We start from the raw sequence: 26,500 nt of genomic DNA on the forward strand, positions 1-26,500 counted from the left end.
AATCGTCCTTCATAACCACTCCTCACCTTTCCCGATCGCGGTGATCACGGTTCTGACTTGCCTTAATCTCCAGTTCAATCTGCCGCAGACGGGGCACATGCTGTTGCGGTGGATCGGATCTGGTAGGCTCCGCATCCAGGACCGGCTTCCTCTTGATCGCTCTTTCATCGGGATGTCCGCGCTCCTGCCTAGGCATCGAGCGGGCGGCCCAGCCCGCGTCACGATGCCGCTCTGCTTCCGGCACCCCCTGTGCTCTTCCACCAGGAGCACCGTCATTCTGGCTGCTCGCATGAGAGTCCGACAAATCGGACTCCCAATGTATGCGTCCGACCGTGTTGTCCGGCCGGGCCTTAGCACGGGACTGTTCAATCTGTTCTATTGCTCGCTGCAATTCATGATCCGATTTCGCGATTTCGCGCATGTATTGATTGTCACCATCGACGGCCATTTCTGCCGCCCGGTTGATTTCTCGTTCAAGATCGGCGCGGGAGTTTGCGGCAGAGGACTGCGGCAGTTCACCCGTTTCGATTTGGTCAAGGCCCTCGCGATAATGGCTGACCTCGACAAGCACCTCGTTCGCTGTCTCAACCGCCTGCAGTCCGAACCGAGCAACAGCGGCATCCCACTGGGCATTGGGATTTTGAGGCGGATCGTCCTGCCGGTCGTGCCACCCCTGCCCAGCTTCAAGATCCGCCCGGCGCTCGGTGAAATCGAGATATCCTCTGCGAATATCCACCACCTCGCGCACTACAGCCGCGACCTCGTTGAACTCTATCCGCTCTGATGCATTGATCGTCTGCTCCACGGAGGCAAGAACGGCTTCCACGCGCTTTTCATATGCCTCGAACTCCGGACGCGTCATCTCTCGCATCTGTCCATCCTCACCGCTCACGGACTTTGCCAAGTCTACCATATTAATGGTATTTTTGACAGATAATTGGCTATTTTCAGTTAAAAAAAGATCCTTTTGAACGATATTCGTGGCGGCTTCAAGACGTGCCCTTTGCAGCATCGCAAACGCGCCTTCCCGCGTGCCAGGCTCCTCATTGGCGAGATCGCTCCAGGCTTGTGCCGCCCTCGCGGTGTACTGCCTGCTGCGATCCGATATGGTGAGGTTCGCTTCGTTCGACCGCTTTGCCTGATATCGATTGTGTGCGGCATGGCTCGTGCCTTCATGCTTGGTCCGGCCGCGATAGCTGATGGGGCGTACCTGGCTACGGGTGTAGGCCGGTGCGCTGGCGAACTCACGACGATCGGTCAACTCCATGTCGATGCCCTGCTCGCGCGCCTTTTCTGCCATCGCGGAGCGCCATGCCCGGAACAGTCGCGGGCTGGTGACGATGCGCTCACCCGTCTCTGAGCGCACGGTGACAATGGCATGAGCGTGCACATGCGGCCGCTTGCCACCTTCGGCCATCTCCTTTGGATCGAGCGCCGGATCATGTACGGCAAACACATAGCGATGCCCCGCGAACTGCTGGCCCAGGAATTCACGGACAGCTCTTTCAAAGGCCGGTGCATCGGTGCCGGCCCGCGCCGAGACGATAAGGTGCATGACGTCTCTGCCCTTGCGGCTGTGCAGTTCCTTACGCCATTCCTTCTGGACAAGATCGCCAGCCGCCCCGGCGCCACGGATCGGCCTGCCGGTCTCGTCGTAGACCTCGCCGTCGGCGCTCGCGACCAGATCCCTGACTCGCGCTGTAGCCCACTCCACGCCATTTCCATAGCCATGGAATCGGAAGCGCGCCTCGACGTCCCGGCCGATGTCGGTACCGTCATAGCGCTGCTGAACAATCTCCGCAGCTTTCCAGTCGCCGGTAAGCCGCTCTCCGTCCCCATCGCGCAGAACGACGATACCGCTCACATAAAGCTCACCCTGTGCTCGCTCCCGAGCAACGTAGACGAACCGTCGATCGCCGAGTCCCGACCGCAAGATCTCACGTAGCCGGCCACCCCGGTCGACGCCCCTGCGTATCGCGGCCGTGTCGAGTGAGACATGGAATACGCCGACATCCCGGCTGGCGGTGCGATTGTCGAAAAGATGTTCCCACTCCGACCGTTGCTCGGAGAGTGCATTCCTGCCAACCACCCGTTCACCGCGCTCGTTCTCGACGGCCAGTTCCCCGCCCCGCGACGTGTAGTTCATCATCGCTGTCGCTCGCGCGCCACCACCATAGGAAGCAAGCTTGACGACGGCCGGTTGACTTCCTCGCGCCAGTGCCGTGAACCGCATACGCATCGAGCGGCCAGTAAAACCTGCCCCATAACGCGGCCAGCACTCGCGGCTCCCACCATGCCACCGGCGCACGCGGCCAAAGCTATCGGGACCCTGATCCGGCAGTCGCGACACCCCTCCCCTTCGCGGCTCATCCCAGTCGATCTTCTCGAGCTGGCCCATCTGCATCTCATGCGCCATCATGGCGCGCTGGCGCTCCCACTCCCGCTCGAACGCGCCCGGTAGAAATTCCATCAGATGCCCTCCCCACGTCGCAGCGCAGCTGATCGCCTTGCCATCTCTGCCAGCTCCGAAGCCACCGTGATTGCGACGGAATGTGCATCCTTGATATTCCCCGCGAACTGGGCCTCAGCCGGTACTTTCCCAGTGTTAACGGCTCGAGCGATCTGATTAAGATTTCGGCCGATCGCGCGCATGCCGTCGGCTAGCAGCCCGAGCACGGCACGATCTCCCTCCCCAAGGAAGGGCCGCACGCCGGCCCCTTCCATGGAAAGCGAGCGCACGAAAGCAGAAACCGTCATGCCGGCTGCTCTCGCAGCCTCTTTCAGGGCATCGAATTCAGTAGGTGACAAGCGGATATGCACCACCCTGTTTCTCATCTTCAACGTTTGTGAATGGCTGCGAGCCATCGAGGTTCTGCCTCGATCAGAGTGGCTGCGGCCCGAGCCGCAGATCGAGGGCCTCTCCCTCGATCGTCAGGAAAAATGTATCACATTTTTCCGTATCCTGCCAACATATATGATTTTGATTTTAGCAATTAATCCGCATTATGCGTATTTAATAATGTTAATATGATTGTGCTTTTCTAAATTCGTGTGTTTCTATATCGATGTGAGTCCATGTCCACACGGAAATGGATTCACCTCTGAGGAGAGGCACATTTTCCTGGAGATAGCCGATGACCGTCGTGATTGCTGCCATCAACGGAAAGGGAGGCGCGGGCAAAACCACCGCGCTGATGAACATCGCCGGCGAATACGCCCTCCGTGGCAAGAGCGTCGCCATGATCGACATGGACGCCCGCAACAATCTCACGACGTGGTGGACGGACTGCCACGCGAAGGACGCCGAAGCTGAAGGCATCGAGGTCTACAGCCACAAGACCACAAAGGGACTGGAACGATGGATGGAGGAAAACGCTCGCGCATACGATCACGTGCTGATCGATACGCCCGGCGAAGACACTTCAATCGTCGATCCCGTAATTGCGTGGGCCGATCTTGTGATCTCGCCGATCCAACCTTCCAAACGCGAAGTGCTCGGGGCCATCGACAGTTTCGAGAATGTGGTACGCGTCAACGGGGCCCTGGGTCGGCACTGTCGGCATGGGGTGCTACGGACCCGGATCACTGTCCCCGTTCGGCATACGGAGTTGTATCGGAAGATCCGGCCGATCGTTGAGGACAAGGTCGGGACCTATCTGTTTCGCACCGAGGTGTTCGAACGAAATGTCTACAAAGACATCCACAACGGGATCGGAACGCTCCAGATGCAGGAATTGACAGAGGCAATCACCAAGGCGCGGCGCGAAACGCAGGCGTTGGTAGAGGAAGTCGATGAACTGCTCACCGGCAAGGCACTGAAGGGTCGTGCGGAATGAGTGGAAAAGAGATTCTGTCGCTCGACGAATTCGCCTTAGCCTCGCGAAAGCAGCACAAGGAGGCGGTCGAAAGTCCGGCAAATGTTCAGGTTGAATGCACTGTCTCAACCGGCGTCGTGTTGGAACCTGTGACGCCGGACGTTCAGGAAAAGGCTGGGAAATCCAGCGACGCGGGCAAGGCACTACGGCAAATGAAGAGAGCGCGGATGAAAGGGGCGAGCCATTACGTGAACGTCAATCTCGACCGCGACACCAAGCAGCGGCTGAAGCTGGCTTCCTTCAACATGGACACGTCCATGCAGGCCATCATGGAAAAGGCAATCCGGCGGTATCTTGACGCGAATGGCCATTGAGAGAACCGCAAACGCGGCGATCGAGAGCGAGTTGAACTTGGGGCCGAATCCCTGCTAGGAACACTATAGATTTGGAGCAAAATATTTGCGTCGGCTCCAGCTCGGTGGGATTTTCGACGTCACTTTGACCAAATCGGGCAACGGAAACCAGGCTGCGTCATCCAGATGGCCATCAAGGACATCCACTCATACATCGACAAGCACGGCCTTGTCCAAACCGACGATTCCGAAGTCGAGAAGCCGATCTATCGCAGGCCGGGTTTTGACGGCGTTCGCAGCCTGTTGGCCATAGAGGAAGAGTTGAGTCGCTACCTGCGCGAACGACGCGATGCGCAGAACCTGAATCGCGAGCAGGTCGGCATGATGGTCGGGCTTCATCACGAGATTTATGCACGGCATGAGCGAGCCGGAGCCAAGCTCAGGGTGACCCGGCTGCTCCATCTCGCCGAACTGCTGGATTTCTCCCCGATCGAAGCAATCTATGCGGCGGCTCCGAAGTTTTTCGGTGAGAGCGAGCAGGAGGCCGAGGTCAAGTTCAAGCTGGTGATGCGAATGCTGAACTTGCCAGCGTCAACGGCAGAAAACCTTCTTATGCTTGTCGAGGGTTTGTCGCCGAATCGCGGCGCCGAGGACGGGCCCAAGCAGACAGATAAGAAGCGTCGGGGCTGACGCTGCGTTCGTCCCAAGGGGCGGTCGGGGTCGTCACAGCCGGTGAAATATTGCCATCCTGCCTGAGCTTCCTGCTTTGAATAGCAGACCCACTCAACGCCGAACCGCGTGCCGCTCTGACCAACCGATCAGCGCATTGAATCAATTGGGCCGGATCGATTCATAGAACTCGTTGGACCTAACCTCTCCGCTTAGCGAGAATCACGTGTCGGCAACGCCAAGCCTGTTTGGCGACATCTGCCTTGTGCGCCGGATCGTTGATCGGTGGGGGTCTCTCGATTATGCGGCTACTCAGGACTACAGATATCGCAGAACAGCGCCAAGCAGGGCGTCATGCGGCGCTGTTGCCCTCCTTCGCTTTGTCATTGGCAAACCGCGCAGCAACCCTTTTGGGCAGCAACCTGAAGTCCTAACGCTTGGCGAGGGCTGTCGCATGCGGTTCGTCAAGCGTTTCACATCGTTAACCGTAGAGCCATAAAGCAAGATCGTCGCCGCTTTCGTCGGGAAATGTTTTGTACGAATTTGGGCGAAGCGGCGGATCGAAGTCGATTGTGGCGTCTTGCGGGCCTGCGATTGTGACGATGATGGCATAGCAGCTCATGAAAGCCTGCCGATAGTGTAGGACAGAAAGAGGGCCGACCCCTCGCAGGGCCGGCCCATCGTGGTTCAATCCGGGTTGTTCCAGAGGATCACCTTCCTGTTCTCTTCGCCACCAGGTGCGGGAGCGAGGTTACCAAAGATCACGCCTATCTCGGGGGCTTCGAGCTTGACCGAGAGCGTCTCCTTGCCAGTGCGCTGCGAGGTCCGCCACCAGCCCGCGCCGATCTCGAAGCCGGTGCGCTTGTTCACGATGCGGTAGTCGGGGGCGTCCTCGTGGGACTTGTTGGCGTTCGGAAGAAGAGTGATCGGAGCGTTGACCCGCAGCGTGGCAAACACGCCTTCCATTGAGCCGTCGGCCTTGGCGGTAAGGTTTGCGATCGTGGTGGCCATGATACTTCTCCTTCGGTTGCATCGGGACCATTCCCGATGTCGGCGAAGGAGAGGGCCGTCCTGCTGCGGTCACTCGACACAAATTCTGGAAAATTCTATTTGCCGAAACAAGCGGGCCGCACTTTCCAGGGCCCCGCTTGCGGGAAGGAAAGTGTCTGACCCGCAATTGGAAACATAAATCGAATCTTCCTGAATTTTTGTCGAGTGTACCCCAAACGGGGTTGACCGCATAAGGCAGGCGGTCCTCTACAAAGGCGACATGACACGGGATTGGTCCGGAAGCGAGCGAAGGCGACACACATCAGGCTTCCCGATCGGACACATCGCCGCCAAACGCCTGGACTGTAAGAATGCGAGGCTACGCTCCGCGTCACTGCCCATCATTGCAGCTGCAGATATCAACAGGTCGTGCGCGAACGGTTCCGGTTGTCTGCATGGCTACCAGGCGTCCGCATCGAGACCCGCCTGCGGCGGGCGGATGGCCTCACAACGATCCGGGAGGAACACGCCACATCGGGCACGAAACGCCCTAATAGGGCCTTCAACGTTGGAAATCTGTTCACACGCGCATTGGTGCGGGAAAGCGAGCCATCCTCCGAATAACCCCCAAGTGGCCCAAGCCACGCCGGGCGTTGCGGGGGCTGGATTTCATCCGGGCAGACCGGCGGCATGGATGTCGCTGAGCACACGCGAGAAACGCCCGACAGCCGGCTTCGGCAACCGCCGCATGGCGATCCGCCTTTGTCGATCTCCATAATATCCATACCTTCCAGATTTATGGGAAAACGGTGCTCACCAGGTTGTGTGAAAACGCCATGCGGGGAAACCCGCATGGCGTCTCCCATGAATGGGTGGCGTGACTTGACCCCTTCCTACCCATCCTGTTCACATGCGGCAATGTTCAAAGCCATCAATGCCGTACAGATTCATGCCTCGCTGGATGAGATTGAGCCGGAGGTCTGGCGTCGGCTGGTTTTGCCGGCGAACTGGAATCTCGAGCAACTGCACCTTGCCATCCAGGCGGCGTTCAATTGGTGGAATTACCATCTTCACGAGTTCCGGATTGGAGGACTGCGCTACGGCGATATAGAGTTGTTGACCGAAGATGCCTTTGACGATGATCCTCGCGTCTTCAGTTTCCGAGACGTTCATCTTCGCGACTTCGAACAGGGTGCCACCTTCAGCTATCTCTATGATTTCGGCGATAGCTGGCGCCACACGATCCTAGTCGAAGGGCGCGACCGGTGTGAACCGAACGCGCCCTCATGCCTGCGCCTCAGATCAGAGTCGCAGGCGTTTTTGACACAGGCTGTCACGCGCCGTCTCCTCCAAACCGCCAGACCGGGATGCCGAGACGGTGTGCCTTGTCGGCGAGATTGCCAGTGATGCCGGAGCCCGGAAATATGATGACGCCGCTCGGCATGACCGAGAGCAGGTCGTCATTGCGGCGGAACGGAGCCGCCTTGGCGTGCTTCGTCCAGTCGGGCTTGAAGGCAATCTGCGTGACTTTGCGGGCTTGCGCCCAGCAGGCAGCGATGCGCTCCGCACCTTTCGGAGAACCGCCGTGCAGCAGGACCATATCGGGGAACTTGGTCCGTGCGCGATCGAGCGCGTTCCAGATCGCTTCGTGATCATTGTAGTCGATGCCGCCACCGAAGGCGATCTTGGTGCCCGTGGGAATGAGCACCTCGGTCTCGGCGCGGCGGCGGGCAGACAGAAAATCTCTGGAGTCGATCACGGCCGCCGTCATGTTGGCGTGATTGACCTTGGATCCGGTACGCGGCCGCCATGCCGTTCCGGTCTGCGCCTCAAACAGGTCGGCCGCATGGTCGCGCATAAACTCGAAGGCATTGCGCCGCTCCAGAAGCGTGATGCCCTCTGCGACCAGGCGCTCGAGCTCGACGCTCTTCACCTCACTTCCGTCCTGCTCCTGCTGGCCGGTGCGCTGCGCGTCCTCGTTGCGCTGCAACTCGCGCTGTATGCGCTCGCCAGCACGGTGGAACAGATTGACTGTCGACCACAGCAAGTCTTCAAGATCAGGCTCCAGTCTCGTGTCACCCAGCATCTCGAACAGGACGTCAAAAATTGTGGTCAGCGCTGACTGGACGGCCGACTCCTCGGGCAGCGGCCGTCGGTCGGGTTCGCCCTGGAAGGGGCGATGGCCGTAAAGCTGCATCTCGTAGATGATGCGGTCGGTGGGGGAAGACACGTGGTCGGGCTCGAAGGCATCGTCGAGGGGAAGCGAAAGGTTCATGATGATCTCCTTCCTGTTGGGGCCGCGCCTCTCGCGGCCTGACGGCGGTCCCTGCCATGCGCAGGCGGGCCGGAACCGCGGCGCTCAGCGCCGCGGCCCAGCGCAGCGCCGGGCGGCCGAAGGCAGGCTTTTTGCTGCGCGAGGAGCGCTGGCTTTGCCGGCGCGGGGAAAAAACCTGCCTTCGGCTGCTGGAGGCCCGCCGGCCGAATGGTAAGGGCGCCTTCCGGCAGGCCCGCAGGAGCGCTCAACAGGACGGTGGCTGGGACCTGCCTCCCCTACCACGCTGCAGCGTACCCGCTTCGCTTTCCTCTGCCTGCTATCACGCAGCCAGAAAGGTCAGCGTATCTTCCGGCGCGAGTTGCGGCCTGAGATGAGCCTTGACGCGGTCCGGCCCGAGCCGGCGCAAGTCATCGTTGAAGTCGCCAAGTTCGGGGGTAAGGACGAGTGGTAGGATCCCGAGCGCCTGCGCGCGACGGCTCAGTGCTTCGATACCGTGTCGGCCGGCTGCATCGGCGTCGGCTGCAATGTAGAGGCGCAGGCAGCCGCCTGGGAGATGGAAAGCAGCAAGATGATTTGCGGTCAGCGCGGAGACCATCGGCATGCCCGGCATTGCAACGACAAGCGACAGCATGCTTTCAAGGCCTTCGCCGGCGGCCATGACCGGCACGGGCCCGTGAACAGGAAAGTGAAAGCGCACGGCATTGCCGAGCAGGCCACCGAGTGCACGACGGGGAGTATCGACGTTCGCCTTGCCGTCGCCATCCGGGTCGAGCCATGTACGATGCACGCCGGTGATCGCTCCAACTGGATCAGTGACGGCTGCGATCAGGGCGGGATAGTTCGTTGTGCGCCCGGTCACGAGATCGCGGTAGTAGCAAGACGGATGAAAGCGTAGCGACGGGTGCAACGACGCCTGCAAAATGGCGCGCCGCCGCAAATAGCTGTCAGCAAGCGTACCGGCCAGAGGCTGCGTCATGCGCAGCAGGCGTCTTGCCCGTTCGGCGGCTGGTCTGCCGGCCGGCGGATAATCCAGGGCGTCGCCCTTGCGGGGCGGCGCGGACTCGGGCTGACATTCGCTCAGGAAACGCCGGGCTTCATCGGCGATATCGCGGAAATCGACAAGGCCGCAGGTCTCCCGCACAAGATCCAGCAGGTCACCATACTGGCCGGTCGCTGCATCCGTCCACCTGCCCTTGCGGGGACCGACCAGATGCACATAGAGCGAGCGACCCTCGCTGTTGGCGACATCGCCGGCGACCCAGTAATTGCCGGCGCGCCGGCCGGCAGAGAGATAATGTCGGCAGACCGCCTCGGCATCGCACGCGAGACGATCCGCCAGTTCCGAGGCGGTGAGCATGAAAGTACCTCCGTTATAGCAGGCTGGTTCCGTCAGTGGGCTCAAGCATGATAGCGACGGCCATGATGTCGGCGCTGCGAGCTGCCCCATCGGGACCTCAGGACATGTTCGTCATGCTCGTGTGCAAATCGGTTAGGCCCAGTCGAAGAGCGGTAGGAGGGCCATTGGCATCCTGAAGGGAGTGGCTAGACCGGTCACAGAATACGAGAGGAACGGCCGCCGCGCTCGCGACTGAGGAAGAGATCACATTCATCGGGGGAGCCCTGTCGAGAGCGTAAATGGGGGTACCTCGCCGAACGCTCTCCAAACACGCCAGGCCACCTCATCCCGGCCCTTCTCTCACTCTAAGCCTCGCAGCTGTCACAGCGATCTACAACTATTTTTCCTCATTTCTGATGACATGATTCACGTCATGCGTGCTATGCCCTCTCGGTAAGATTGGCGGAATGTGCGCCCTCGGTCGGAAGACAGGGAGGAAAGAGGTGCGACAATTCAGGATCGGCAGCCGGACGTTAAGCGAGAACTCTCCGGAATTGAGGCCGCTTCTTCAGCATGCCTACGAGCAACGGCTTCGACCGTTATGCATGTGCAAGGAGCCGCCCGCTCCAATGTATATCGCACGCTTGGAGGGGCAATATCTGGTCAAGCGCATGCCGCTGTCAGGGCGCGATCACGATCCTACCTGCCCGTCTTATGAACCGCCTTACGAGCTTTCCGGCCTCGGGCCGCTGATCGGCACTGCGATCCAGATCGACGCTACGGGAAAAGCTGAGCTGAAGCTGGACTTTCCCTTGACCAAAAGGGGGCCGCGGGCATTGCCTGGCGCACCTGATGAGCCGTCGGGGCCGAGCATCCACAGCGAAGCGAAGAAGCTGTCGCTGCGGGCCTTGCTTCATTATCTGTGGGAGGCTGGAGAGCTGACGGAATGGCGTTCCACCTGGACGGGCAAACGTGGCTGGGGCCGAGTGCGAAACAGCCTTCTCAATGCCGCTTCGCAAATGACCGCGAGCGGCGGCTCCTTGAACGACATGCTGTTCGTCCCAGAAGTTTTTCGTCCCGAGGACAAGGACGGCATCACCGCCAGGCGCGCGGCTGCACTCAAGGGCGTCCAGGTGATGGGCCAGGGACCCCGCAGGCTGATGCTGATCGTTGCGGAGGTCAAGGAATTCGCCTCTGCGCGGGAGGGTCACAAGGTCGTGGTGCGGCATCTGCCGTTTCCGCTGATGGCTGAGGACGGCACGTGGCGACACTTGGCCACAGGCTACGAAGCCGAATTGGAGCTTTGGCGTTCGAACCAGTCCTTCCACCTGATCGTCATCGCCACGTTTGGCATTTCGACAGCCGGCATCGCCTCGGTCGAGGAGATTGCCTTGATGATCGTCAACGAGCACTGGCTTCCATTTGAGACCGTCGACGAATTGCGGCTGTTGGAAAGGTTGAGTGTCCTCAAGCGCAAGAGCGTCAAGGGATTACGCTTCAACCTATCACGCGATCAGCCTATCGTGTCGGTGACACTACCGGAACAAAAGCCTGCACCTGTCGCAATGTTCATCGTTCCTGCAGCAGCCGGCAACGACTACGAGCACGCCATCGCGGAGATGATAGCAGCGAGGCCTGAAATAACGCCGTGGATCTGGAGGGTTGGAGACGGGGAAATGCCGAGACTCCCCTGATATCGGGAACTGGAGGTGTCCTTGCCTGGTTAGGCATTGGCATCCGGATCGGTTGACCGAAGGTGATCAACCATCTCGCGCAGATCACCGTCGCAACATCTTTGACGGACTGGAAAATGCCGCCGCCCGGTGAGAAGCCTTGCGACGGCATCGGATCGGAATAACCGGACCCGGCGCTCAGGGTGCGCTTTCAAGCAGCTTCTTCGCCTTGCCTTCCAGTTCAAGCCTTGTGTCTTGATGTGCCTTGGTACGGGCATGGGCGGTCATGCCCTGTACGAAATCGAAAATGGATTCTGGAGGCCGACCCTCCTCCTGCAAAACGGTCTCAATGATCTTCCCGGTTTCGGCCTTGGAGAAACCGCGGCGTCGCAGGAAGGAGTCACGATCTTCATCGTTGCGGGCGACGATACGTTCGCGGGCCGCTCGGATACCCGCGATGAAGGGCACGGGAGAGGAATTGGCAAAGTTCGCCAGCGCAGGTGCTGCCTCATGGGCAAAACGCTGTGCCGCAAACTTCGAATGCCGGATGGTGATCTCCTCGAAATTCTCGACACCCCAGAGGTTGCGGTTGCAACACACGGCACGAAGATAGAAGCTCGCGATGCCGAGGGTCTTCGACCCCACCTCGGAGTTCCACGCATAGAACCCGCGGAAGTAGAGATCCGGCTCGCCGTTCGGGAGGCGGCCGGCCTCAATCGGGTGCGTGTCGTCGACGAGAAACAAAAAGACATCGCGGTCGCTGGCATAAAGTGTCGTCGTGTCCCTGGTGATGTCGACGAAGGGGTTGTGGGTCATGGTCGACCAGTCGAGAACGCCCGGCACCTTCCAAATCGTGTCGCCCGTCCCATTACCGGCAATGCTCATTACAGCACTCACAAGCTCATAGTCCCAGATACGCCCGTATTCGGGACCGGTCACTGCCCGCAGTTCGACGCGGCCATCATCCATCTCCAGCGTCTTCACCAGTTCGGCGCGCTGATTGAGAAGGCCGTGCTGAAGATTGATAGTCGCGAGCGGCGCGGGCAACTGGCGCATGTAGGTTGAAGGAGCGCCGACCAAGCTGCAGAGCTGTCCGTAGCTCCAGTGCGTTGGCGCGAGGGCCTCGCGCTTGCCCGGCACGATTAGGGCGAGGTGCTCGGCATTGTCCCGCGTGGCTTCCACACGGATCGCTGAGCTTTCCACGGTACGGGCGCGCGAGCGATCGGCCCGGGATTTCACGGCATGATGCAACTCGGAGAGCGACAGATAACGCTCGTCGTCGGGACGGGAGAACCATTCGGACGAGACACGGCCCATACACTCGCCGCGCGAGATATCGACCTTGAAGCCAGAGGATACGGGCCGCTGCGAACTGGAAAGCATGGTGTTCATGATAAAGTCTCCTGAAACGAAAGAGCCCGGTTGGCCGCTCGTGCGGCAACCGGGCTGGTGGGATAAAAGATGACCCGGCGCTGGGCCGGGCCCTGGTTGAGCGTCAGTCGTCATTTATTCCGCAGCGTCGAGGTCACGATGCTCATCAAGACCCTGGGGAGCAGCAACGTTCTCCCCTTCGACGTCCTCGGCCTGGAATGAAGCTGGCTCGACGTTGGCGTCTTTTTTTGTGTCATCTTCAACAGCCCCATCGATAGCGTTGTCACAGCCCTCTGCAGGAGCTTCATCGACAGCCCGCCGCAGCGGCTCAGGGAGCCATCCGCTGCCTTCGAGTAGCCGAGCCGCCTCGCGCGCCATGTCTGGCTTCTTGAGATGGTCGATGTATTGCGCCGCCTGCTCGCCCTTCGCTTCGCGGACTGCTTGCAAGATATGCGCCTTGGTCACGCGTCCAAGGTAGGTGTCGACCGTCGGCGTCCAACCTGCCTCCACCATATCGAACCCGATTGTCTGCACCAGTTGCTCGGCATGCGCGATTGCCGCATGACGCCGGTTCCATGGCTGGATCACAGCATTGAGTGACAGCGACACGCAATGTGCGAACAGTGCTTGCCGGCTGGCTTCGTCGAGCGCGGTCAGACAGTCCCAAAGATCCACTGCAGTGTTCGGGAGATCGTGACCCCACGCCTCATGGCGCTGTTCGATCTCCTTTGCCCAGACCGTGTCGCCCAATCCCTGGGTCTGGCTGAACGTCGTGGTCTGCATCGTGATCTCCAGACAGGAGTTCGAGCTGTGAGCATAGAAGGCCTTCAGGACGAACGCATGCAGTGCGGCGACGAATGCCATCGCCGGATCGTTGGCAAGTGCGTTCCTGAGCGCGATGGTGCGCGTTGCGGTCAGGTCCTCGATGACGCGATCGGCGAGCGGGCAAATCTCGTCATCCTCGTCTTCCCGCTGCTCGCTGTCGACAGGCTTTCCGTTGACCGAGACGCCACCGGCCGCCGAAACTGCTTCATCGCCCTTGTTATCGTGGTCGCTGTCGCTTGCACCGCTGTCGTCGGTCTCGACGATAGGCTCATCCTCGGGCAACACGAAGCCGCGCTCGACCTTCAATTCGCCTCCGGCACCGAGGGAGATAAACGCGCCACCGTGAGCAACCTCTTCAGGGTCGAAGATATAAGGTCGGTCGTTGAACTGATCCAACTCATTGCTAAGTTCTTCGAGCCGCGCTTCGGTTTCCTCGGAATAGTCCTCCGCCTCGGCATATTCAGCGTCGAGTTGATCGTGCTGCGCCTTCACCTCGTGGTAGTGTGCAAGCTCTTCGGCATCAAGTTCGGCCTGCTTGCCGTAGAAACGGCGCAGCCCAGAGGCATGGCCATACGGGAAGTCAATTGCGGCATCGACCCACTTCCAGCCTTCCTCAGCCTTCAGTGTCTCTGCATCGGCCATCAGCTTCTCGAAAACGAGCTGTTCGAGCAGCGCCGGATCCTGGAGCCACCCGCCCTGATCCTGCTCGAACAGGTCTCGCATGACGACACCGCCGGCAGCCTCATAGGCGTTGATGCCGACATAGACAGCGCGACGATCATTGGCACGTACGGCGGTTTCGGTGAGCAGCCGGCGGATATAATAGGCCTCCCGCACATGCGACCGGGAGACCGTGTCCCACACCTGCTCCTGACGAACATGGTCGTCTGAGACCGCGAGCGCCTCAAGCTGGTCGATCCTGATCTCATTCTCTTCATAGAGGTCGAGCAGCTTCGGCGACACGGCCGCCAGCTTCAGACGCTGCTTGACGAAGGTCGGCGTGACGAAGAAGCGTGCAGCGACTTCGGCCACGTCCAACCCCTGATCACTCAGGGTCTTGAAAGCTCTGAACTGATCCAGCGGATGCAATTGCTCACGCTGGGTGTTCTCCGCAAGCGAATCTTCTTCGGCCGACGTTGTTTCGGCGCGATTGACGATGCAGGGCGTGGGCGCTGTCTTGACCATACGCTTTTGCCTGATGAGCAACTCGAGCGCCTTGTAGCGGCGGCCGCCTGCCGGAGCGTCAAAGCGACCGGTTTCTTCCCCATCCACATCGCGAATAGGACGAACGTTCAGGCTTTGCAGCAGTCCCCGAAGAGCAATGTCCTCGGCAAGTTGCTCGATTGTGACGCCGTTCTTGATGCGCCGGACATTCTTCTGCGACAGTTCGATCTTGTCGAAGGAAATGTTCTCCGCTTGGTTCAGGGTGATTTTCTGAATGGCTTTTGCCATGTCGGTTCTCCGTGGCGGGCCGGCCGGAGCCTCTCTCCGAACCTTTCAACCCGCCACGAACGCCCCCTCCCCCCTCTTCCACTCCGCCAGACCAACGCCCCTCACCGTTCTGGACTGGCACCAGCAGCGGCGGCAGCGACACGCAGTGGCTTCGGCGATGACAATACGGCGGAGCGTGGCGGGCAGATTGGCCGTTCGCGTCACCAATCGAGTGGGCAGGGATTGGGATGATCCACGGATCATCCGATCGCGCTGACACGCTAGTAATGCCCTGTCTGGTTCGAGTTGAGGATCTCGTTGCGCAATGGGCAGCCGGGCCGGCCTTGCCGCCGTCGCGCAGGCATGTGGGCAACCATCAGGCCAAAAGCTGGGGGCCGGACTACTGCATGCTGCGTTGAGTCCCGGCGCGATCCGGGGTGTTCTGGAATCGCGGCACAATACCGACGTTACCGGACGGCTGCGTGCCGGTGACGGTGCTGCCTTCACCTGCGTGCGGCTTGCCAAAGCTCTTGCTCTGCGGGGTACGGCTGTATCCTAAGCAGCCCGGATTTCCGCAATGGGCCTAATATTCTGGTTCATCCTGAACAGGTTCAGCGGATCGTACTTCCGCTTCAGCTCCATCAGGCGCTGAAAATTAGAACCGTATGCTGCCTCCACACGTTCAATCTCGTCCTCGGGCATGAAGTTGATATATGCGGTTCCTGCGGCATAGGGCCTTGCTGCCTCAAACAGATCGCGCGCCCAGTCGATGCAGGGCCGGTCCATACGGATTTCGCGCCAACGGGCGTGGACATTCATGACGTAGTGCGAACTCCGCTGCGGAAAGGCCGTCGCATCGTTTGCGATGCGGCCGGCAGCACCACCGACATGTCCGATGAACACCTCGCATTCGGGCCCCGGCAAGCGATGGACGGCATCGATCAGGACATCGATAGTCTCGTCCGACAGCTCGGTGAAATCATGGCTCTTCCAATAGTTCCTGGCACCCGGTGCGAGAAGAGGGTCGAATGCTTGCTGCCAGGCTGTGAACGGAGTGGGACCGACCACGTCAGCGATCGGGACGCCGATCGAGCGCAGGTGTGCAGTTGCTTTCTCCCCCTCTTCAAGGTCGCCACAGTAGCACATTGCAAGGACGAGGACTTCCTTGCCGTGCCATTCGGATGGAAGGAAAGGCAGTGGCGGGGCCTGCCGCATGACCACCCAGCAGGTGAGTTCGTCAGCTGCGCTTTCGAGCGCCTCGCGGTATTTCCTCAATACTGTTGAAGCCTCGGCAAATGGATGGACGACGAGACCGGCAAGCACCTGCGGGCCCAGTTGGTGAAGCTGGAATTCAAAGGTCGTTACAACACCGAAGTTGCCGCCGCCGCCGCGGATCGCCCAGAATAGATCCGAATTTTCTGTCAGGCTGGTACGCAGCAGTTCGCCGTCTGCAGTAACCACGTCTGCAGTCATCAAGTTGTCGATCGTCAGGCCGTACTTACGCGCGAGCCATCCGAAGCCTCCACCGAGAGTCAGGCCCGCGGCACCGGTTGTCGAGTTGATCCCCGTTGGAACAGCCAATCCAAAAGCCTGGGTTTCCTTGTCCACGTCTGCCAAGAGTGCTCCTGGCTCGACCCATGCCCTTTGGATTGAGCGATCGACGCGCACCGAACGCATCTGGGACAGGTCAATCAACAGACCGCCGTCGCAGACGGCGTTGCCGGCAATGTTGTGACCGCCGCCGCGCACCGACAAGAGCAGGCTGTGCTCCCGTGCAAAGCGCACTGCATGGACGACGTCAGAGGCGCCAGCACATCGTAAGATAAGGCCAGGCCGCCGATCGATCATAGCGTTCCAGACCGAGCGCGCCTCGTCATACGAAACATCGCTGGGTTCAAGGACTCTTCCGCGCAGTCTTGCTGCGAGAGCCTCGATCTCCTCGGCGTTGACTGTGGTTATTCCAGTGTCCAGATTGACGATGTTTGTGTCGAGCATGACCCGTTCCTCCCAGGAGCTTGGGCCTGCCCACCGCCGCGTCCACGGTGCGCCGCTTCAGCCAGATTGACAAGCAAAAAGGCGGAAGCAATCCAAAAGATGCTTTGCTCCAACCGAGCGGCCGCGCATGTTTTACGGACAAATTTGCGCGCCCTGTCAAAACCGGCCCGGCGTAGTCCTTGCTCTCTTTCATGCGTTTAATGTCAACGCGCAGCGCTTGCCTCCTCTTAACGGCGGGCGATTGCCGCGATAGACCTCCGGCACATCGTCATGTCGAGCATTACGCAGCCCGATCGCAACCGCGACCGTTCGGGGGCGGCATTCCCAACCTTGTTGTCGGAAGCGCTGATTGCCCGCACCATCACCCAAGGGCTCCCGTATGCCTTTGCTGAGCGCGCAGCCAAAGGTGTGGTTGCCGGCGCAAACCAGCTGTTTGCCAAGCAAGACCAGCGAGATCGTTCAGGAGATGTCGACTACCGCGGTACGACTACCGCAGCCTTGCAGGCTATGCTGGACCGCGGCTTCAACGAAGCCGTCGCCTCGGGCCTAGAGCTGCAGCCACCAAGGCAGCCGCCATGGGAGCCGTCTCCGGCTAAGGTTATCCCGCGTCCAGTTCCTGCCTGAAAGATGAAATGATAGATTGCTCCAGACACAATGGGTTACTCAGGCTAACTCGATGACGCCGTTGCCGGCTGGTGGAATCTCGGCAGAAACAAAAGCCAAAGGAACTCCATCGACAGGTTCGTTCTCTCTCGATTCCTGCGCATCACGTCATCATCCTTAAAATACGAAGAGATAAAGCAGGATGATCACGATGAGCGGTACACCCATCAGCCAAAGCACGATTCCTTTCATACGACACCTTTTCCCTTTTCGTGGAGCACATGAAGCAATTCGCCGGGCCTGAAAGGGTTCCGTGCAGATAAAAACAAAACTGATAGGGCTGGCCAGGCTTACCGCCTGAGGTGACACCAAGTGATTGCAAGGCGAAACGAGGGAGCGCCAGATCAATTGCAGGCGGCGAACACAGACGGCCGGATCAAAAAAATATCATTCCTGAAAGCGCAAAATCCGAAGAATGCAAATCGAAGAGGGTACGAGGAATGAAGCGATAACTCTCAAGCGCTTCGTTCCAGACCCACGACGATGCGCATTGGCCGCTGGAATTACCGACTGGCCGGCCCAGTAGGCGTTTATGCTCCACCCATATAAATATCCATGACCTGGCGGTCGTCTCGCACATCCTGCGGGCTGCCCTCGAAGCGCTTCTCACCGGCGGCGAGGATGTAGAGCCTGTCGGCCAAGGGCATGGCCTCACGGATGTTCTGCTCGACCATCAAGATGCCGATGCCCTGCACGGTAAGCGTGGTGATGCGCTCCAGCGTTTCATTGACCATGGCCGGCGACAGGCCGGCCGAGGGCTCGTCGAGCAGGATGAAGCGCGGTTCTGAAACCAGGGCGCGTGCCAGCGACAGCATGGCCTGTTCGCCGCCGGACAGCGACCCCGCCGCCGTGCGCCGGCGCCGTGCCAGCGATGGGTACTGGTCGATCAGCGCCTCGATACGCCGCTCCACGAGTTGCCGGTCTGCAATGGCGTATCCGCCCATGCGCAGGTTCTCCATCACCGTCAGGCGCGGGAACACGCCGCCGCCTTGCGGCATCAATACCAGGCCTTGCCGGACCACTTCGTGGACCGGAAGGTTACTCAGTGTGACGTCGTTAAGCCGGGTTGTGCCGCTCCAGACCGGCAGCGCGCCGGCGATGGCCTTGAGCAGGGTGGACTTGCCGCAGCCATTCGGCCCGAAGATGCAGGTGATCTTGCCTGCCTCGGCAGCCAGCGATACGCCGCGAACGATCTTCTGCTTGCCGTAGCCCGTGACGACGTTATCGGCGACGAGCGCGCTCATTGCGGCCGTCCCAGGTAGGTCTTCATGACTTCGGAGTTGCGCACTATCTCCTCGAAGGGACCGCTTGTCACCACCCTGCCCGAATCCATGACGATGATGCGGTCGCATACGCTGCGCACCATCTCCATGTCGTGCTCGATGATGAGGAAGGATACGCCGCGCTCGCGTAGCTTTGCGATCGCCTCAAGGATGATCTTGCGGATGTTGGGATGCACGCCGGCCGTCACCTCGTCGAGCAGGATGAGCGAGGCTTGCCGCATGATAACACGACCGAACTCCAGGAGCTTCTGCTGGCCGCCCGAGAGATCAGAGGCGCGATTGTCAGCGACGTGCTCCAGCTTGAGTAGCGCCAGCGTCTCGGCCGCCCTCTCGTGCGCGCCCGGCCAGTGGCCCTCTGCAGCCGCCGCGAGCAGGTTTTCCGTTACCGTCATATTGTCGAACAGGGCGGGGATCTGGAAGGTGCGCGCAAGGCCCAACCGTGCAACCTTGTAAGCGTTCTGGCCGGCGATATCGCGGCCGTCGAAACGGACCTCCCCTTTGTCGGGGGCCACGGTCCCCGACACGAGACTGAACAAGGTCGACTTGCCAGAGCCATTGGGGCCGATCAGGCCGGCGATCTCGCACCGGCCGACCTCGAGGTCGACGCCGTCAGCAGCCTTGATGCCGCCGAAATGTTTGTGGAGGCCGCGCACGACGAGGATGGGATCGACAGCGGCATCCGGTTTTTGGGTCAATGGCTGGGTCGAGGTACTCACTTGCGATCTCCCTCGCCGGCGCCGACCAGTTTTTCTACCGCCTTGCCGAGCACGCTGACGGAACCGCGTCCGCGCTTGGCAAATAGACCGGCGATGCCGTTGGGCAGGAACAGCACAACCAGCACGATGGCCGCGCCGAGGATGGCGATGTAAAAGGCAGTGTCGCCCCAATACATCCATATCAGGCGATTGACCACAAACAGCGCCACGCCGCCGATGGCCGGGCCCCAAAGCGTGCCGAGGCCGCCCAGCAGCACCATGACAACCATCTGGTCGGTGATATCGCCGCCGAACACGCTCTTGGGATTGATGAAGGTGACCCAGTAGGCGAAGATCGCGCCAAACACGGACGCCGTGACTGCACTCAGCACGAAGGTCTGCAGCTTGACCAGCGAGGTGTTGATCCCCATCGCCTCGGCAGCAGGCTCGTGGTCGCGCAGCGCCTTCACCTTCAGCCCGAACCGCGAGTGCTCAAACAGCGCCCAGGTCACGAGATAGGTCAGCGCCGCGGCCATGAGCATGGCGAAGTAGAAGAAGCGTTCATTGAGGAAAGGCGGCAGGCTGAGCCCGCCGATGCCGCCGGTGAACTCCATGACAGTCGCGAACTGGATCAGCACCTCTGCGAACGCCCAGGTGGCGATGGCAAAGTAGGCGCCGCGCAACCTGAGCGTTGGTGCGCCGATGATGACTGCGCAGGCGGCCGTCACTGCGATGCCGGCGGGAATGGTGGCCGCGAACGGCAGGCCGAGCGGATCGACCATCATCAGCGCCGTCACATAGGCACCGAGGCCGAAAAACGCGGAATGCCCGAAATTGATGTAGCCAGCATAGCCGCCCAGCATGTTCCATGAGCAGGCAAGGCCCGCCCACATCAGCGCGCCGGTGGCGATGCGCAACCAGTAGTTGTTGACCAGGAGCGGCAGCAGAACCAGCACGAAGAGGAGTGCGCCGAGGAAAAGGATGTCCAGCCAGCGCGCTTTCATCGATGCCCCACCATATCAGAGGCCTCGCCGCAGGATCCCGCGCGGGGATATCAGCAGAACCAGGAACAGGGTGGCGAATATGGCCAGCAGCGAATAGCTTGAGCCGACATAGGTGGCGACATAGGCCTCGACGACGCCCAGCAGCAGCGCCGCCACCACCGCGCCCCCGACCGAGCCCAGTCCGGCCAGCACGGCGACAAAGAAGGCAAACAGCGTGTAGCGCAGACCGGATTCTGGGTTGACCGAATAAATCGCGCCCATCAGCACCCCTGCCATGGCGGTGATGCCGGCATAGAGGCCATACACATTGGCACTGAGGCGACGGATATTGACTCCCATCAGGGCAGCGTTGTGCCGGTTCTCTGCGGTGGCGCGGATGGCAAGGCCATAACGGGTCCGGTAGAGGAACACGAACAACCCGCCAGCGATCATCACGGCAAAGAGCGCCGCTGCCACGCGGATCAGCGGCACGGTGACCGGGCCGACCATGAGGCTCTCACCGCTCAGCGCTGTCGCCACCGTGCGCGTATTGAAGCCCCATGCAGTGAGCATCCCGCCGCGCAGCAGGGTAAACAGCCCGAAAGTCAGCGCAAGCGCCATGAGTTCGGGTCGCGCGGTACGGCTGTTGCGGACATTGTAGAGGATCGGCCCGATCAGATAGCCGATCGCGCCAAACAGAACAAAAGCCACCGGTATGGCGACGAAGCCATCGAGACCGAGACCAGCGACGATGTAGTAGCCGAGATAGCCACCCAATACGACCCAGCCTCCCACCGCGAAGTCGATGACATGCAGCACGCCGAAGGTGAGCTGGAAGGCAATGGTGAAAGTGGCGATGACGCCGCCTATCAGAAGTCCGTTCAGCAATGTCTGGAGAAAGAGGTCCAATGTGAAGCCATCTGTCTGCCGGGTGGCGGGAAAACCTGCGTCAGGCGGTGCGCGGCATCGGGCCGCCCACCGCGCCGCGGGGCAGGCCGCGCGCGACGCTCTCTCGCGCGACCTTCATCGGTTATTTCCAGGCTGGCAGGGGGTAGGTGAATGGCGCAGCAGCCGCCTCCTTCGGACCTACCGCCACAGTCTTGCCGCCCTGGATCTGGATCAACACGGGCACGGGCTGGATGTTGTCGTGGTAATGGTTGCCCTCCTTCTCGAACTTGATCGGCCCGTAGAAGGTCTGGATGTCGGTTTCAGCGATGGCGTCCTTCAGCGCCACCCGGTCCTCGGGCGTGAGCGCCGGCTTCTTGCCCAGCCGCTTGAGCGCATCACCGAGCACGAGACCGCTGGCTGCACAACCGGCCTCGGTATAGTCCGGCTCTACGCCGGACTTCTTCTGTGCCATCGCTGTGAATTCCTGAGCGGTTCCGAACACGTCGTCCTTGTAGGGCACCGTCGGCAGCCAAACGGCAACGCCGGTGGTGCCATCGGCATCCGCGCCCAGCGCCTCGGCGAAGGCGGGATTGGTGACGCCGTAATGCATGATGAGCGCCTTCGGCCGGAAATTGAGTGACTTCGACGTCTTCACGACATTGATGAGCGGCTCCTCATGGCCGCCGACGGCGACGACGTCGGGATTAAGCGCCGCGATCTTGGAGATGACGGGAGTGAGATCGCCCTCCGGCGGCACCAGTTCATAGGCGACCAGTTCGAGGCCGGCCGCCTCGACGCCGTCACGGAACCCCTCGCCCGTTTCCTTCGAGAATGGCTCATTGACGCCAATTACCGCGACGGTCTTTGCCGCCGGGTTGGACAGTTTGGCCAGTACGCCCAGTGACAATCCCGACGTGGTATCAACAGAGGGAATGATACCGAAATTGAACTCCGGCTTGGCCTTCCAGACGTTCGGCGACTCCGCCGAGCCGGAGATCATCGGCACCTGATATTTCTGACAGATCGGCTGCACGGCGATGGTCGAGCCGCTGGTATAGGGGCCGAACAACACATCGACTTCGTTCTGCACGATCAACCGTTCGGCGGCATCGGCACCGGTAGCAGGATTGCTCTGGTCGTCGCCATAGAACATCTCGACCTTGAAGCGCTCGCCGGCCACCTCGACGCCGCCCTTTTCGTTGACGGTGTCGGCCCATAGATCGTAGCCACGCTTGGTCAGGTTGCCGCCGAGAATATTCTCGCCGGACAGCGAAGTGATTACGCCCGCCTTGAAGGTTGCGGCTTGCGCCCGCGCGGTGTGTACGAAGGGCATGCCCAGCGCCCCTGCGGTGACGGCAACGGCGCTACCGCCCAGGAATCTGCGACGCGAAAAAGAACGATATGTCAGAGCCATCTTGCAATTCCTCCCTTGCGTGTCATGGCTGTAACGTCAGTTTCTTAGCTCATCATACGACCATATATGCAGTGTACAGGCAAACGCGTCGGCCAAGGGAACGACTGCGACTGGCGCGGAATGATCCTTTCCTGAATGATTTCTCCTCGATCGAGCCTCCGCCCTCGGCAATTCAAGGGCAGCCTATTGTGCGGAAGTATTCATAGCAATGAAAAATCATTTGGCATTATGCAAAAGCGCGGACCCGATACGCCGGCAGTAAGCCCACAGCATTCATACTAGTCCGGCAATTGTTCTGGAATCTGGCCTGGCGGCACGATCGGGGTGGTTCCGGTACCTGGCGCCGGTTCTTCAATCCTGGTATCGCCAATACCTGGGGCCCCAGCACTCCGTCGCAGTCCTTCAATTCTGTGTGGAGTCGTTGTCCGCCGTCTCGGTTTGGACTTCCGCGTTGTTGCGATCAGGTCGCTATGCCGGTCCGTAGGACGCTGGGTTATCTCAGCCGGTCGAGTTCGAGGAGCAAGCTATGCTAGCTTAACTGCGTGTCCGAAAAACCGGCAGCAGGCCAATAGCTTTGTTCCTGAAGACGACGAAACACGCCTATGGAGATCGGTTATTTGTCCTGCAGCCTGACTGGTAGGACTATTGCGATAAAATAAGAAGACCGATTAGATCGCTACATGACATCTGCCCTTCTCCGCAATCACCTGAGGTCTATCCGCTGGTCGAGCGCCACTTTGGCGGAAGCCTTGGAATGTGATGAGACGACAGTTATTGGATGGCTGCTCGGTTTCGATGCAATCCCGACGCAAGTAGCGGTGTGGGTGGAAGCATTAGCCGAAATGCATGAGCGATGCTCGAAACTTAAGCCAAGGCTAGGAGAAGAACCTACCCTCACCCCGATGGACCGAGCGGCAGAACAGCTAAGACAACTAGGCAAAGGGCCGCGCGCAAGATCATAAAGATGAAACCGTGGCAGGGACCATACGAAACGGCCATAAAGGTACTAAGGTCCGTTCGTTTTATGAGCAGCGTGGCGAACATTCCGAACAAGTCAGTTGATCTTTTTCAAGGTAAAGACGGGCAGCCCCGCGCACTCGAACTGGGACGCGTCGATCATTTCGGCTCTCCTGATGGCAATACAGGTGAGCCAACGATTGGTTTCTTGTGGTGCGAAGGACCGCCCGCCGTTGCCGGACTGGGCAGAAGGTTCGGTCACATACGATCCATATCCAAATTGCGGGCGCCGAGCCCGCCTTGCATTATCGGTGCGATTGGGCATGAAGCGGCCTGCTGCCATTGATCCAACCGGGCGGCCGGGGTCAGGTCGCTCCCCTCCCTACCCCCAAGGCGGCCGGACCGCCCGTTGCGGAACCTCTATGGCCGTGGCGAATTTAACGGGTGCCCACCGCAAGCTGGGCAACCAAGCCCAGTCGGCTGATCCCTTTCGATTATTCACGCCGCCGGGCTCGCTCACACTGGACGAAACAAGATGATGAACGGCGTGTTGGTCTGGGTGACCGGAATAGCGATAATCGGGATTGCGCTTCTGGCAGTGATGACCTGACGAGCGGACGGGGCTTACAGAGCGAAGAGTGGCGACGCCGGTGCCCAGGCGATCTCGATTAGGAAGATGAAGACCCCCGCGACGCAGCCCTGTCTGCGAGGCATAAACAATCAGCCCGCCCCGGTGAACCGGAGCGGGCCTGTTGCCTGAGCCACCTGGTCAGGGGGGGATGGTACTCGATACTCTCCACCATCTTCAGCATGGGGCATCGTAGTTAATTGCAGCTTAATCAACGACCCATGGAATCTGGAAGAGCGGAAGGGCAGAAGAGCGCCTCGAGTTCATCGCACCGGCTGTAGATGCGATTGTGATTTGCGAGGAAGGAATTAGATCGTAAGCGCGAATTTCCCGGCACCTTTTGCTGTTGAGTGCTCTGATGCATGAGGTGTCCACCAAAATAGGTGGACACCTTGTGATGGAAGACGATGATCAGAAACTGCGGGTAAGGCTTGTTGGTCGGGACGGGCGACGCCGATACGACCCCGCATCGAAGGACCGTCTTGTGGCGGCCTGCCTTGAGCCTGACGTGTCGGTATCGAAGCTTGCGCTCGAACATGGGGTCAATGCGAACCTTCTTCGGAAGTGGATAAAGAAACGCACGGAGACCCCGTCTCTGCCGGCGGCGTCCTCCCCGGCGTTTATCCCGGTTCAGATTGAAAGCACTTACGATCGGGCCTTGCTGCGACAGTGCAGCATGGTTGCGATGGATGTGCCGGGGACTTGCGATGGAGTGCGTAGGTCGGCATCGAGCGGGGCTGCGCCTTTTTCCTCTCCAACCAAGGTGAGCGCGTCACTGCCGAACGGCGTGAAGTTGACGCTGGAATGCGGTGATATGGACGCGTTGGCAGCAATGATCGGAGCGTTGGGTCATGTTCAGGCTGGGCGCTGATCTGAAAGTCTACCTGCACCGCGAGCCGATCGACTTCCGGGCCGGCATCAACAGCCTTGCGGTTCTGGTCCAGGAGACGATGGCGCTCGATCCGTTTGCTCCGGCGGTTTTTGCGTTCTGCAATCGCCGCCGCGACCGGATGCTGACCTGCCGGGCCTCTCGCGTCGAGCCGTTAGCCTGGTTGCGCCACGCTCTCACCGAATTGCCTCAACGCAACGAGGACGCTGATATCAGTGATCTGCTACCCTTCAACTTCGCTAAAGCCGCCGCAGCCTGATCCGCCTGCACCCGTCCGTCTGAAAGCGACCACCGTCGAAAGGGCCGGCGTCAACGTGCATGGAAATGAGCGCTTACATTAGATCGACTGAGGACTCCGCAGATTGGTGGCGATAATGTCAGAACTGCACCATCGTGGCAGGAACGAATAGAGGCGCAGATGCCGAGAAAGTACGCACAGAATGTCTTGCCGCTGGCCATTGTTCCAAAGGGCTCACGCGAAAAAGCCGCCAGAGCACTATGCCAGATGGCTAACGTCCCAGAGGACGTCCAATTCAACGAGAAACCTATGTGGATGATTTTCCTGCCGGAAGTCGACGCAGTGCTTAAAGCCGCCCTGTCTCCGGATGAATGGGAGCGCATGCGCGATGAGGATTGGGAGCGAGAGATAAAGGTTCAGCAGGAGGCGCTGCAGGATATAGGGTAGGAACCAATTGCGCCCACCCAACTTGATGACAATGTTATGGACGCTAATTGCCGGCCAGCGCCCCCTGATAGCTCCACAGCCGGGGCTTTCGTTTCAGGTGAGTTGCCACTCTTTGACAATGCGCAAAGAAGCCTTTCGCCGTTGAGTTAAATCATTCCTGTTGGAAAGGAATGCGCCATGTTGACTGAGGCAACTCGAACAAGAACCATCCTGGCGATAATACTGTTGGCTGTGGCGGCAATCACCGCGGTCGTCGCCGTTGGTAGTACACCCATTCAAGTTCTGATCTTTTGTTCTATGGCAACTTCAGCAGCGATCATTTCGGTGATGTCCCTCGTCGTAGTGAATTAGCTCTCGCAGCTTCACGCGGCTTTTGTGGCGCGTCGCTACATCTCCCGCCCCCGCATGTGTTTTCATTGATAATCTGCCCAGGCGCGCGCCAAGCCAGCCCATCTGACCCGCATTAATCATTCCCCTAAAGCCGAGTATACATCTGTTCCATGTGTTATTACCTTGCTGCTGGTTTGCTCAAATCCTTTACCAGTGACTTCGAACCCAACTTGCCTGCTCCGCGCGGACTTCTTTGGTTACAGGGCAGAAGCTAACTTTTTTACTTGCCTGCTCTAGCAGAGCAGGTAATCAATGGATTGCTTCTCATCTTCCGCATTTGATGAGCAAGTAC

The 26,500-nt window shown here is 59.9% G+C and carries 23 protein-coding genes and 2 pseudogenes; 10 read left to right on the forward strand and 15 right to left on the reverse strand.

From position 1 onward, the window contains the following. Positions 1 to 22 precede the first annotated feature (22 nt). Complete coding sequence (locus EET67_RS20180) at positions 23 to 2,470, reverse strand: relaxase/mobilization nuclease domain-containing protein (RefSeq protein WP_128628012.1); 2,448 nt, start codon at positions 2,468 to 2,470, stop codon at positions 23 to 25. Beyond that, positions 2,470 to 2,865, reverse strand: coding sequence for a plasmid mobilization protein (locus EET67_RS20185; RefSeq protein ID WP_128628013.1), 396 nt, complete (start codon positions 2,863 to 2,865; stop codon positions 2,470 to 2,472). The genes EET67_RS20180 and EET67_RS20185 overlap by 1 nt, the downstream gene beginning before the upstream one ends. Before the next feature lie 269 nt (positions 2,866 to 3,134). Between EET67_RS20185 and EET67_RS20190 the strand changes: the two genes are divergently transcribed. The 3 genes from EET67_RS20190 to EET67_RS20200 all read left to right on the forward strand — a co-directional run bounded on the left by EET67_RS20190 (position 3,135) and on the right by EET67_RS20200 (position 4,858). Beyond that, positions 3,135 to 3,836, forward strand: coding sequence for a ParA family protein (locus EET67_RS20190; protein WP_128628014.1), 702 nt, complete (start codon positions 3,135 to 3,137; stop codon positions 3,834 to 3,836). Positions 3,837 to 4,042: 206 nt separating this feature from the next. Then, positions 4,043 to 4,189, forward strand: coding sequence for a hypothetical protein (locus tag EET67_RS26125; RefSeq protein ID WP_245451082.1), 147 nt, complete (start codon positions 4,043 to 4,045; stop codon positions 4,187 to 4,189). Between the two features lie 165 nt (positions 4,190 to 4,354). Further along, positions 4,355 to 4,858 (forward strand): helix-turn-helix domain-containing protein, encoded by a 504-nt coding sequence (locus EET67_RS20200; RefSeq protein ID WP_128628016.1) that lies wholly within the window; start codon positions 4,355 to 4,357, stop codon positions 4,856 to 4,858. 460 nt (positions 4,859 to 5,318) lie between these two features. On the opposite strand, the gene EET67_RS25685 is transcribed toward EET67_RS20200, so the two are convergent. Beyond that, positions 5,319 to 5,459, reverse strand: a complete 141-nt coding sequence (locus EET67_RS25685) for a hypothetical protein (RefSeq protein ID WP_165899975.1) — start codon at positions 5,457 to 5,459, stop codon at positions 5,319 to 5,321. A gap of 65 nt (positions 5,460 to 5,524) precedes the next feature. Beyond that, positions 5,525 to 5,848: a DUF736 domain-containing protein gene (locus EET67_RS20205; RefSeq protein ID WP_128628017.1), complete on the reverse strand. Its 324-nt coding sequence runs from the start codon at positions 5,846 to 5,848 to the stop codon at positions 5,525 to 5,527. Between the two features lie 897 nt (positions 5,849 to 6,745). Between EET67_RS20205 and EET67_RS20210 the strand changes: the two genes are divergently transcribed. Then, positions 6,746 to 7,234, forward strand: a complete 489-nt coding sequence (locus tag EET67_RS20210; RefSeq protein WP_128628018.1) for a plasmid pRiA4b ORF-3 family protein — start codon at positions 6,746 to 6,748, stop codon at positions 7,232 to 7,234. Here EET67_RS20210 and EET67_RS20215 read toward each other — a convergent pair. Both EET67_RS20215 and EET67_RS20220 read right to left on the reverse strand, forming a co-directional pair. Then, the gene (locus EET67_RS20215) at positions 7,161 to 8,102 is read right to left on the reverse strand and encodes a DUF2493 domain-containing protein (protein WP_128628019.1); all 942 of its coding nucleotides are present in this window, start codon (positions 8,100 to 8,102) and stop codon (positions 7,161 to 7,163) included. The genes EET67_RS20210 and EET67_RS20215 overlap by 74 nt on opposite strands. A gap of 319 nt (positions 8,103 to 8,421) precedes the next feature. After that, positions 8,422 to 9,459 carry a DUF7146 domain-containing protein gene (locus tag EET67_RS20220; protein ID WP_128628020.1) on the reverse strand — a complete coding sequence of 346 codons (1,038 nt, stop codon included), beginning with the start codon at positions 9,457 to 9,459 and terminating at the stop codon, positions 8,422 to 8,424. Between the two features lie 482 nt (positions 9,460 to 9,941). Here EET67_RS20220 and EET67_RS20225 point away from each other — a divergent pair, with 482 nt between their 5' ends. Then, positions 9,942 to 11,132, forward strand: a complete 1,191-nt coding sequence (locus tag EET67_RS20225; protein WP_165899980.1) for a DUF1173 domain-containing protein — start codon at positions 9,942 to 9,944, stop codon at positions 11,130 to 11,132. A 177-nt stretch (positions 11,133 to 11,309) separates the two neighbouring features. Here the strand turns inward: EET67_RS20225 and EET67_RS20230 are convergent, their stop codons facing one another. The 3 genes from EET67_RS20230 to EET67_RS20240 all read right to left on the reverse strand — a co-directional run bounded on the left by EET67_RS20230 (position 11,310) and on the right by EET67_RS20240 (position 16,733). Beyond that, a complete protein-coding gene (locus EET67_RS20230; RefSeq protein WP_128628022.1) occupies positions 11,310 to 12,503 on the reverse strand; it encodes a DUF932 domain-containing protein in 1,194 nt (397 codons plus the stop codon). A 114-nt stretch (positions 12,504 to 12,617) separates the two neighbouring features. After that, positions 12,618 to 14,759, reverse strand: coding sequence for a ParB/RepB/Spo0J family partition protein (locus tag EET67_RS20235; protein WP_128628023.1), 2,142 nt, complete (start codon positions 14,757 to 14,759; stop codon positions 12,618 to 12,620). Between the two features lie 534 nt (positions 14,760 to 15,293). Continuing rightward, a complete protein-coding gene (locus EET67_RS20240) occupies positions 15,294 to 16,733 on the reverse strand; it encodes an FAD-binding oxidoreductase (protein ID WP_128628024.1) in 1,440 nt (479 codons plus the stop codon). Positions 16,734 to 17,003: 270 nt separating this feature from the next. Here EET67_RS20240 and EET67_RS20245 point away from each other — a divergent pair, with 270 nt between their 5' ends. After that, positions 17,004 to 17,357: a pyrroline-5-carboxylate reductase dimerization domain-containing protein gene (locus EET67_RS20245; protein WP_128628025.1), complete on the forward strand. Its 354-nt coding sequence runs from the start codon at positions 17,004 to 17,006 to the stop codon at positions 17,355 to 17,357. Between the two features lie 569 nt (positions 17,358 to 17,926). Here the strand turns inward: EET67_RS20245 and EET67_RS20255 are convergent. From EET67_RS20255 to EET67_RS20285, 6 genes are all read right to left on the reverse strand, one after another. Next, positions 17,927 to 18,640: an ABC transporter ATP-binding protein gene (locus EET67_RS20255; RefSeq protein ID WP_128628027.1), complete on the reverse strand. Its 714-nt coding sequence runs from the start codon at positions 18,638 to 18,640 to the stop codon at positions 17,927 to 17,929. Continuing rightward, on the reverse strand, positions 18,637 to 19,395 hold the full coding sequence (locus EET67_RS20260) for an ABC transporter ATP-binding protein (protein ID WP_165899973.1): 759 nt from the start codon (positions 19,393 to 19,395) through the stop codon (positions 18,637 to 18,639). Before EET67_RS20260 ends, EET67_RS20255 begins: the two co-directional genes overlap by 4 nt. Then, entirely contained in the window at positions 19,392 to 20,378 is a 987-nt protein-coding gene (locus EET67_RS20265) for a branched-chain amino acid ABC transporter permease (protein WP_128628029.1), read from the reverse strand. The genes EET67_RS20260 and EET67_RS20265 overlap by 4 nt, the downstream gene beginning before the upstream one ends. 15 nt (positions 20,379 to 20,393) lie before the next feature. Then, entirely contained in the window at positions 20,394 to 21,266 is an 873-nt protein-coding gene (locus EET67_RS20270) for a branched-chain amino acid ABC transporter permease (RefSeq protein ID WP_128628030.1), read from the reverse strand. A gap of 121 nt (positions 21,267 to 21,387) precedes the next feature. Then, positions 21,388 to 22,659: an ABC transporter substrate-binding protein gene (locus EET67_RS20275; protein WP_128628031.1), complete on the reverse strand. Its 1,272-nt coding sequence runs from the start codon at positions 22,657 to 22,659 to the stop codon at positions 21,388 to 21,390. 1,054 nt (positions 22,660 to 23,713) lie between these two features. Beyond that, positions 23,714 to 23,878 carry a hypothetical protein gene (locus tag EET67_RS20285; RefSeq protein WP_165899976.1) on the reverse strand — a complete coding sequence of 55 codons (165 nt, stop codon included), beginning with the start codon at positions 23,876 to 23,878 and terminating at the stop codon, positions 23,714 to 23,716. Positions 23,879 to 24,641: 763 nt separating this feature from the next. Here EET67_RS20285 and tnpA point away from each other — a divergent pair. The 4 genes and pseudogenes from tnpA to EET67_RS25690 all read left to right on the forward strand — a co-directional run bounded on the left by tnpA (position 24,642) and on the right by EET67_RS25690 (position 25,818). Beyond that, complete coding sequence (tnpA, locus tag EET67_RS20290) at positions 24,642 to 25,115, forward strand: IS66-like element accessory protein TnpA (RefSeq protein WP_133308883.1); 474 nt, start codon at positions 24,642 to 24,644, stop codon at positions 25,113 to 25,115. Further along, a pseudogene (tnpB, locus tag EET67_RS26130) lies at positions 25,096 to 25,245 on the forward strand (IS66 family insertion sequence element accessory protein TnpB); the annotation flags it as partial. The gene tnpA and the pseudogene tnpB, both read left to right, overlap by 20 nt. A gap of 9 nt (positions 25,246 to 25,254) precedes the next feature. Beyond that, positions 25,255 to 25,392, forward strand: a pseudogene (locus tag EET67_RS26135) (transposase domain-containing protein); the annotation flags it as partial. A gap of 288 nt (positions 25,393 to 25,680) precedes the next feature. Next, complete coding sequence (locus EET67_RS25690) at positions 25,681 to 25,818, forward strand: hypothetical protein (RefSeq protein WP_165899977.1); 138 nt, start codon at positions 25,681 to 25,683, stop codon at positions 25,816 to 25,818. Positions 25,819 to 26,500: the final 682 nt, after the last annotated feature.

The sequence above is a fragment of the Borborobacter arsenicus genome, from assembly GCF_003934165.1.
Taxonomy (GTDB): Bacteria; Pseudomonadota; Alphaproteobacteria; order Rhizobiales; family Rhizobiaceae; genus Pseudaminobacter; species Pseudaminobacter arsenicus.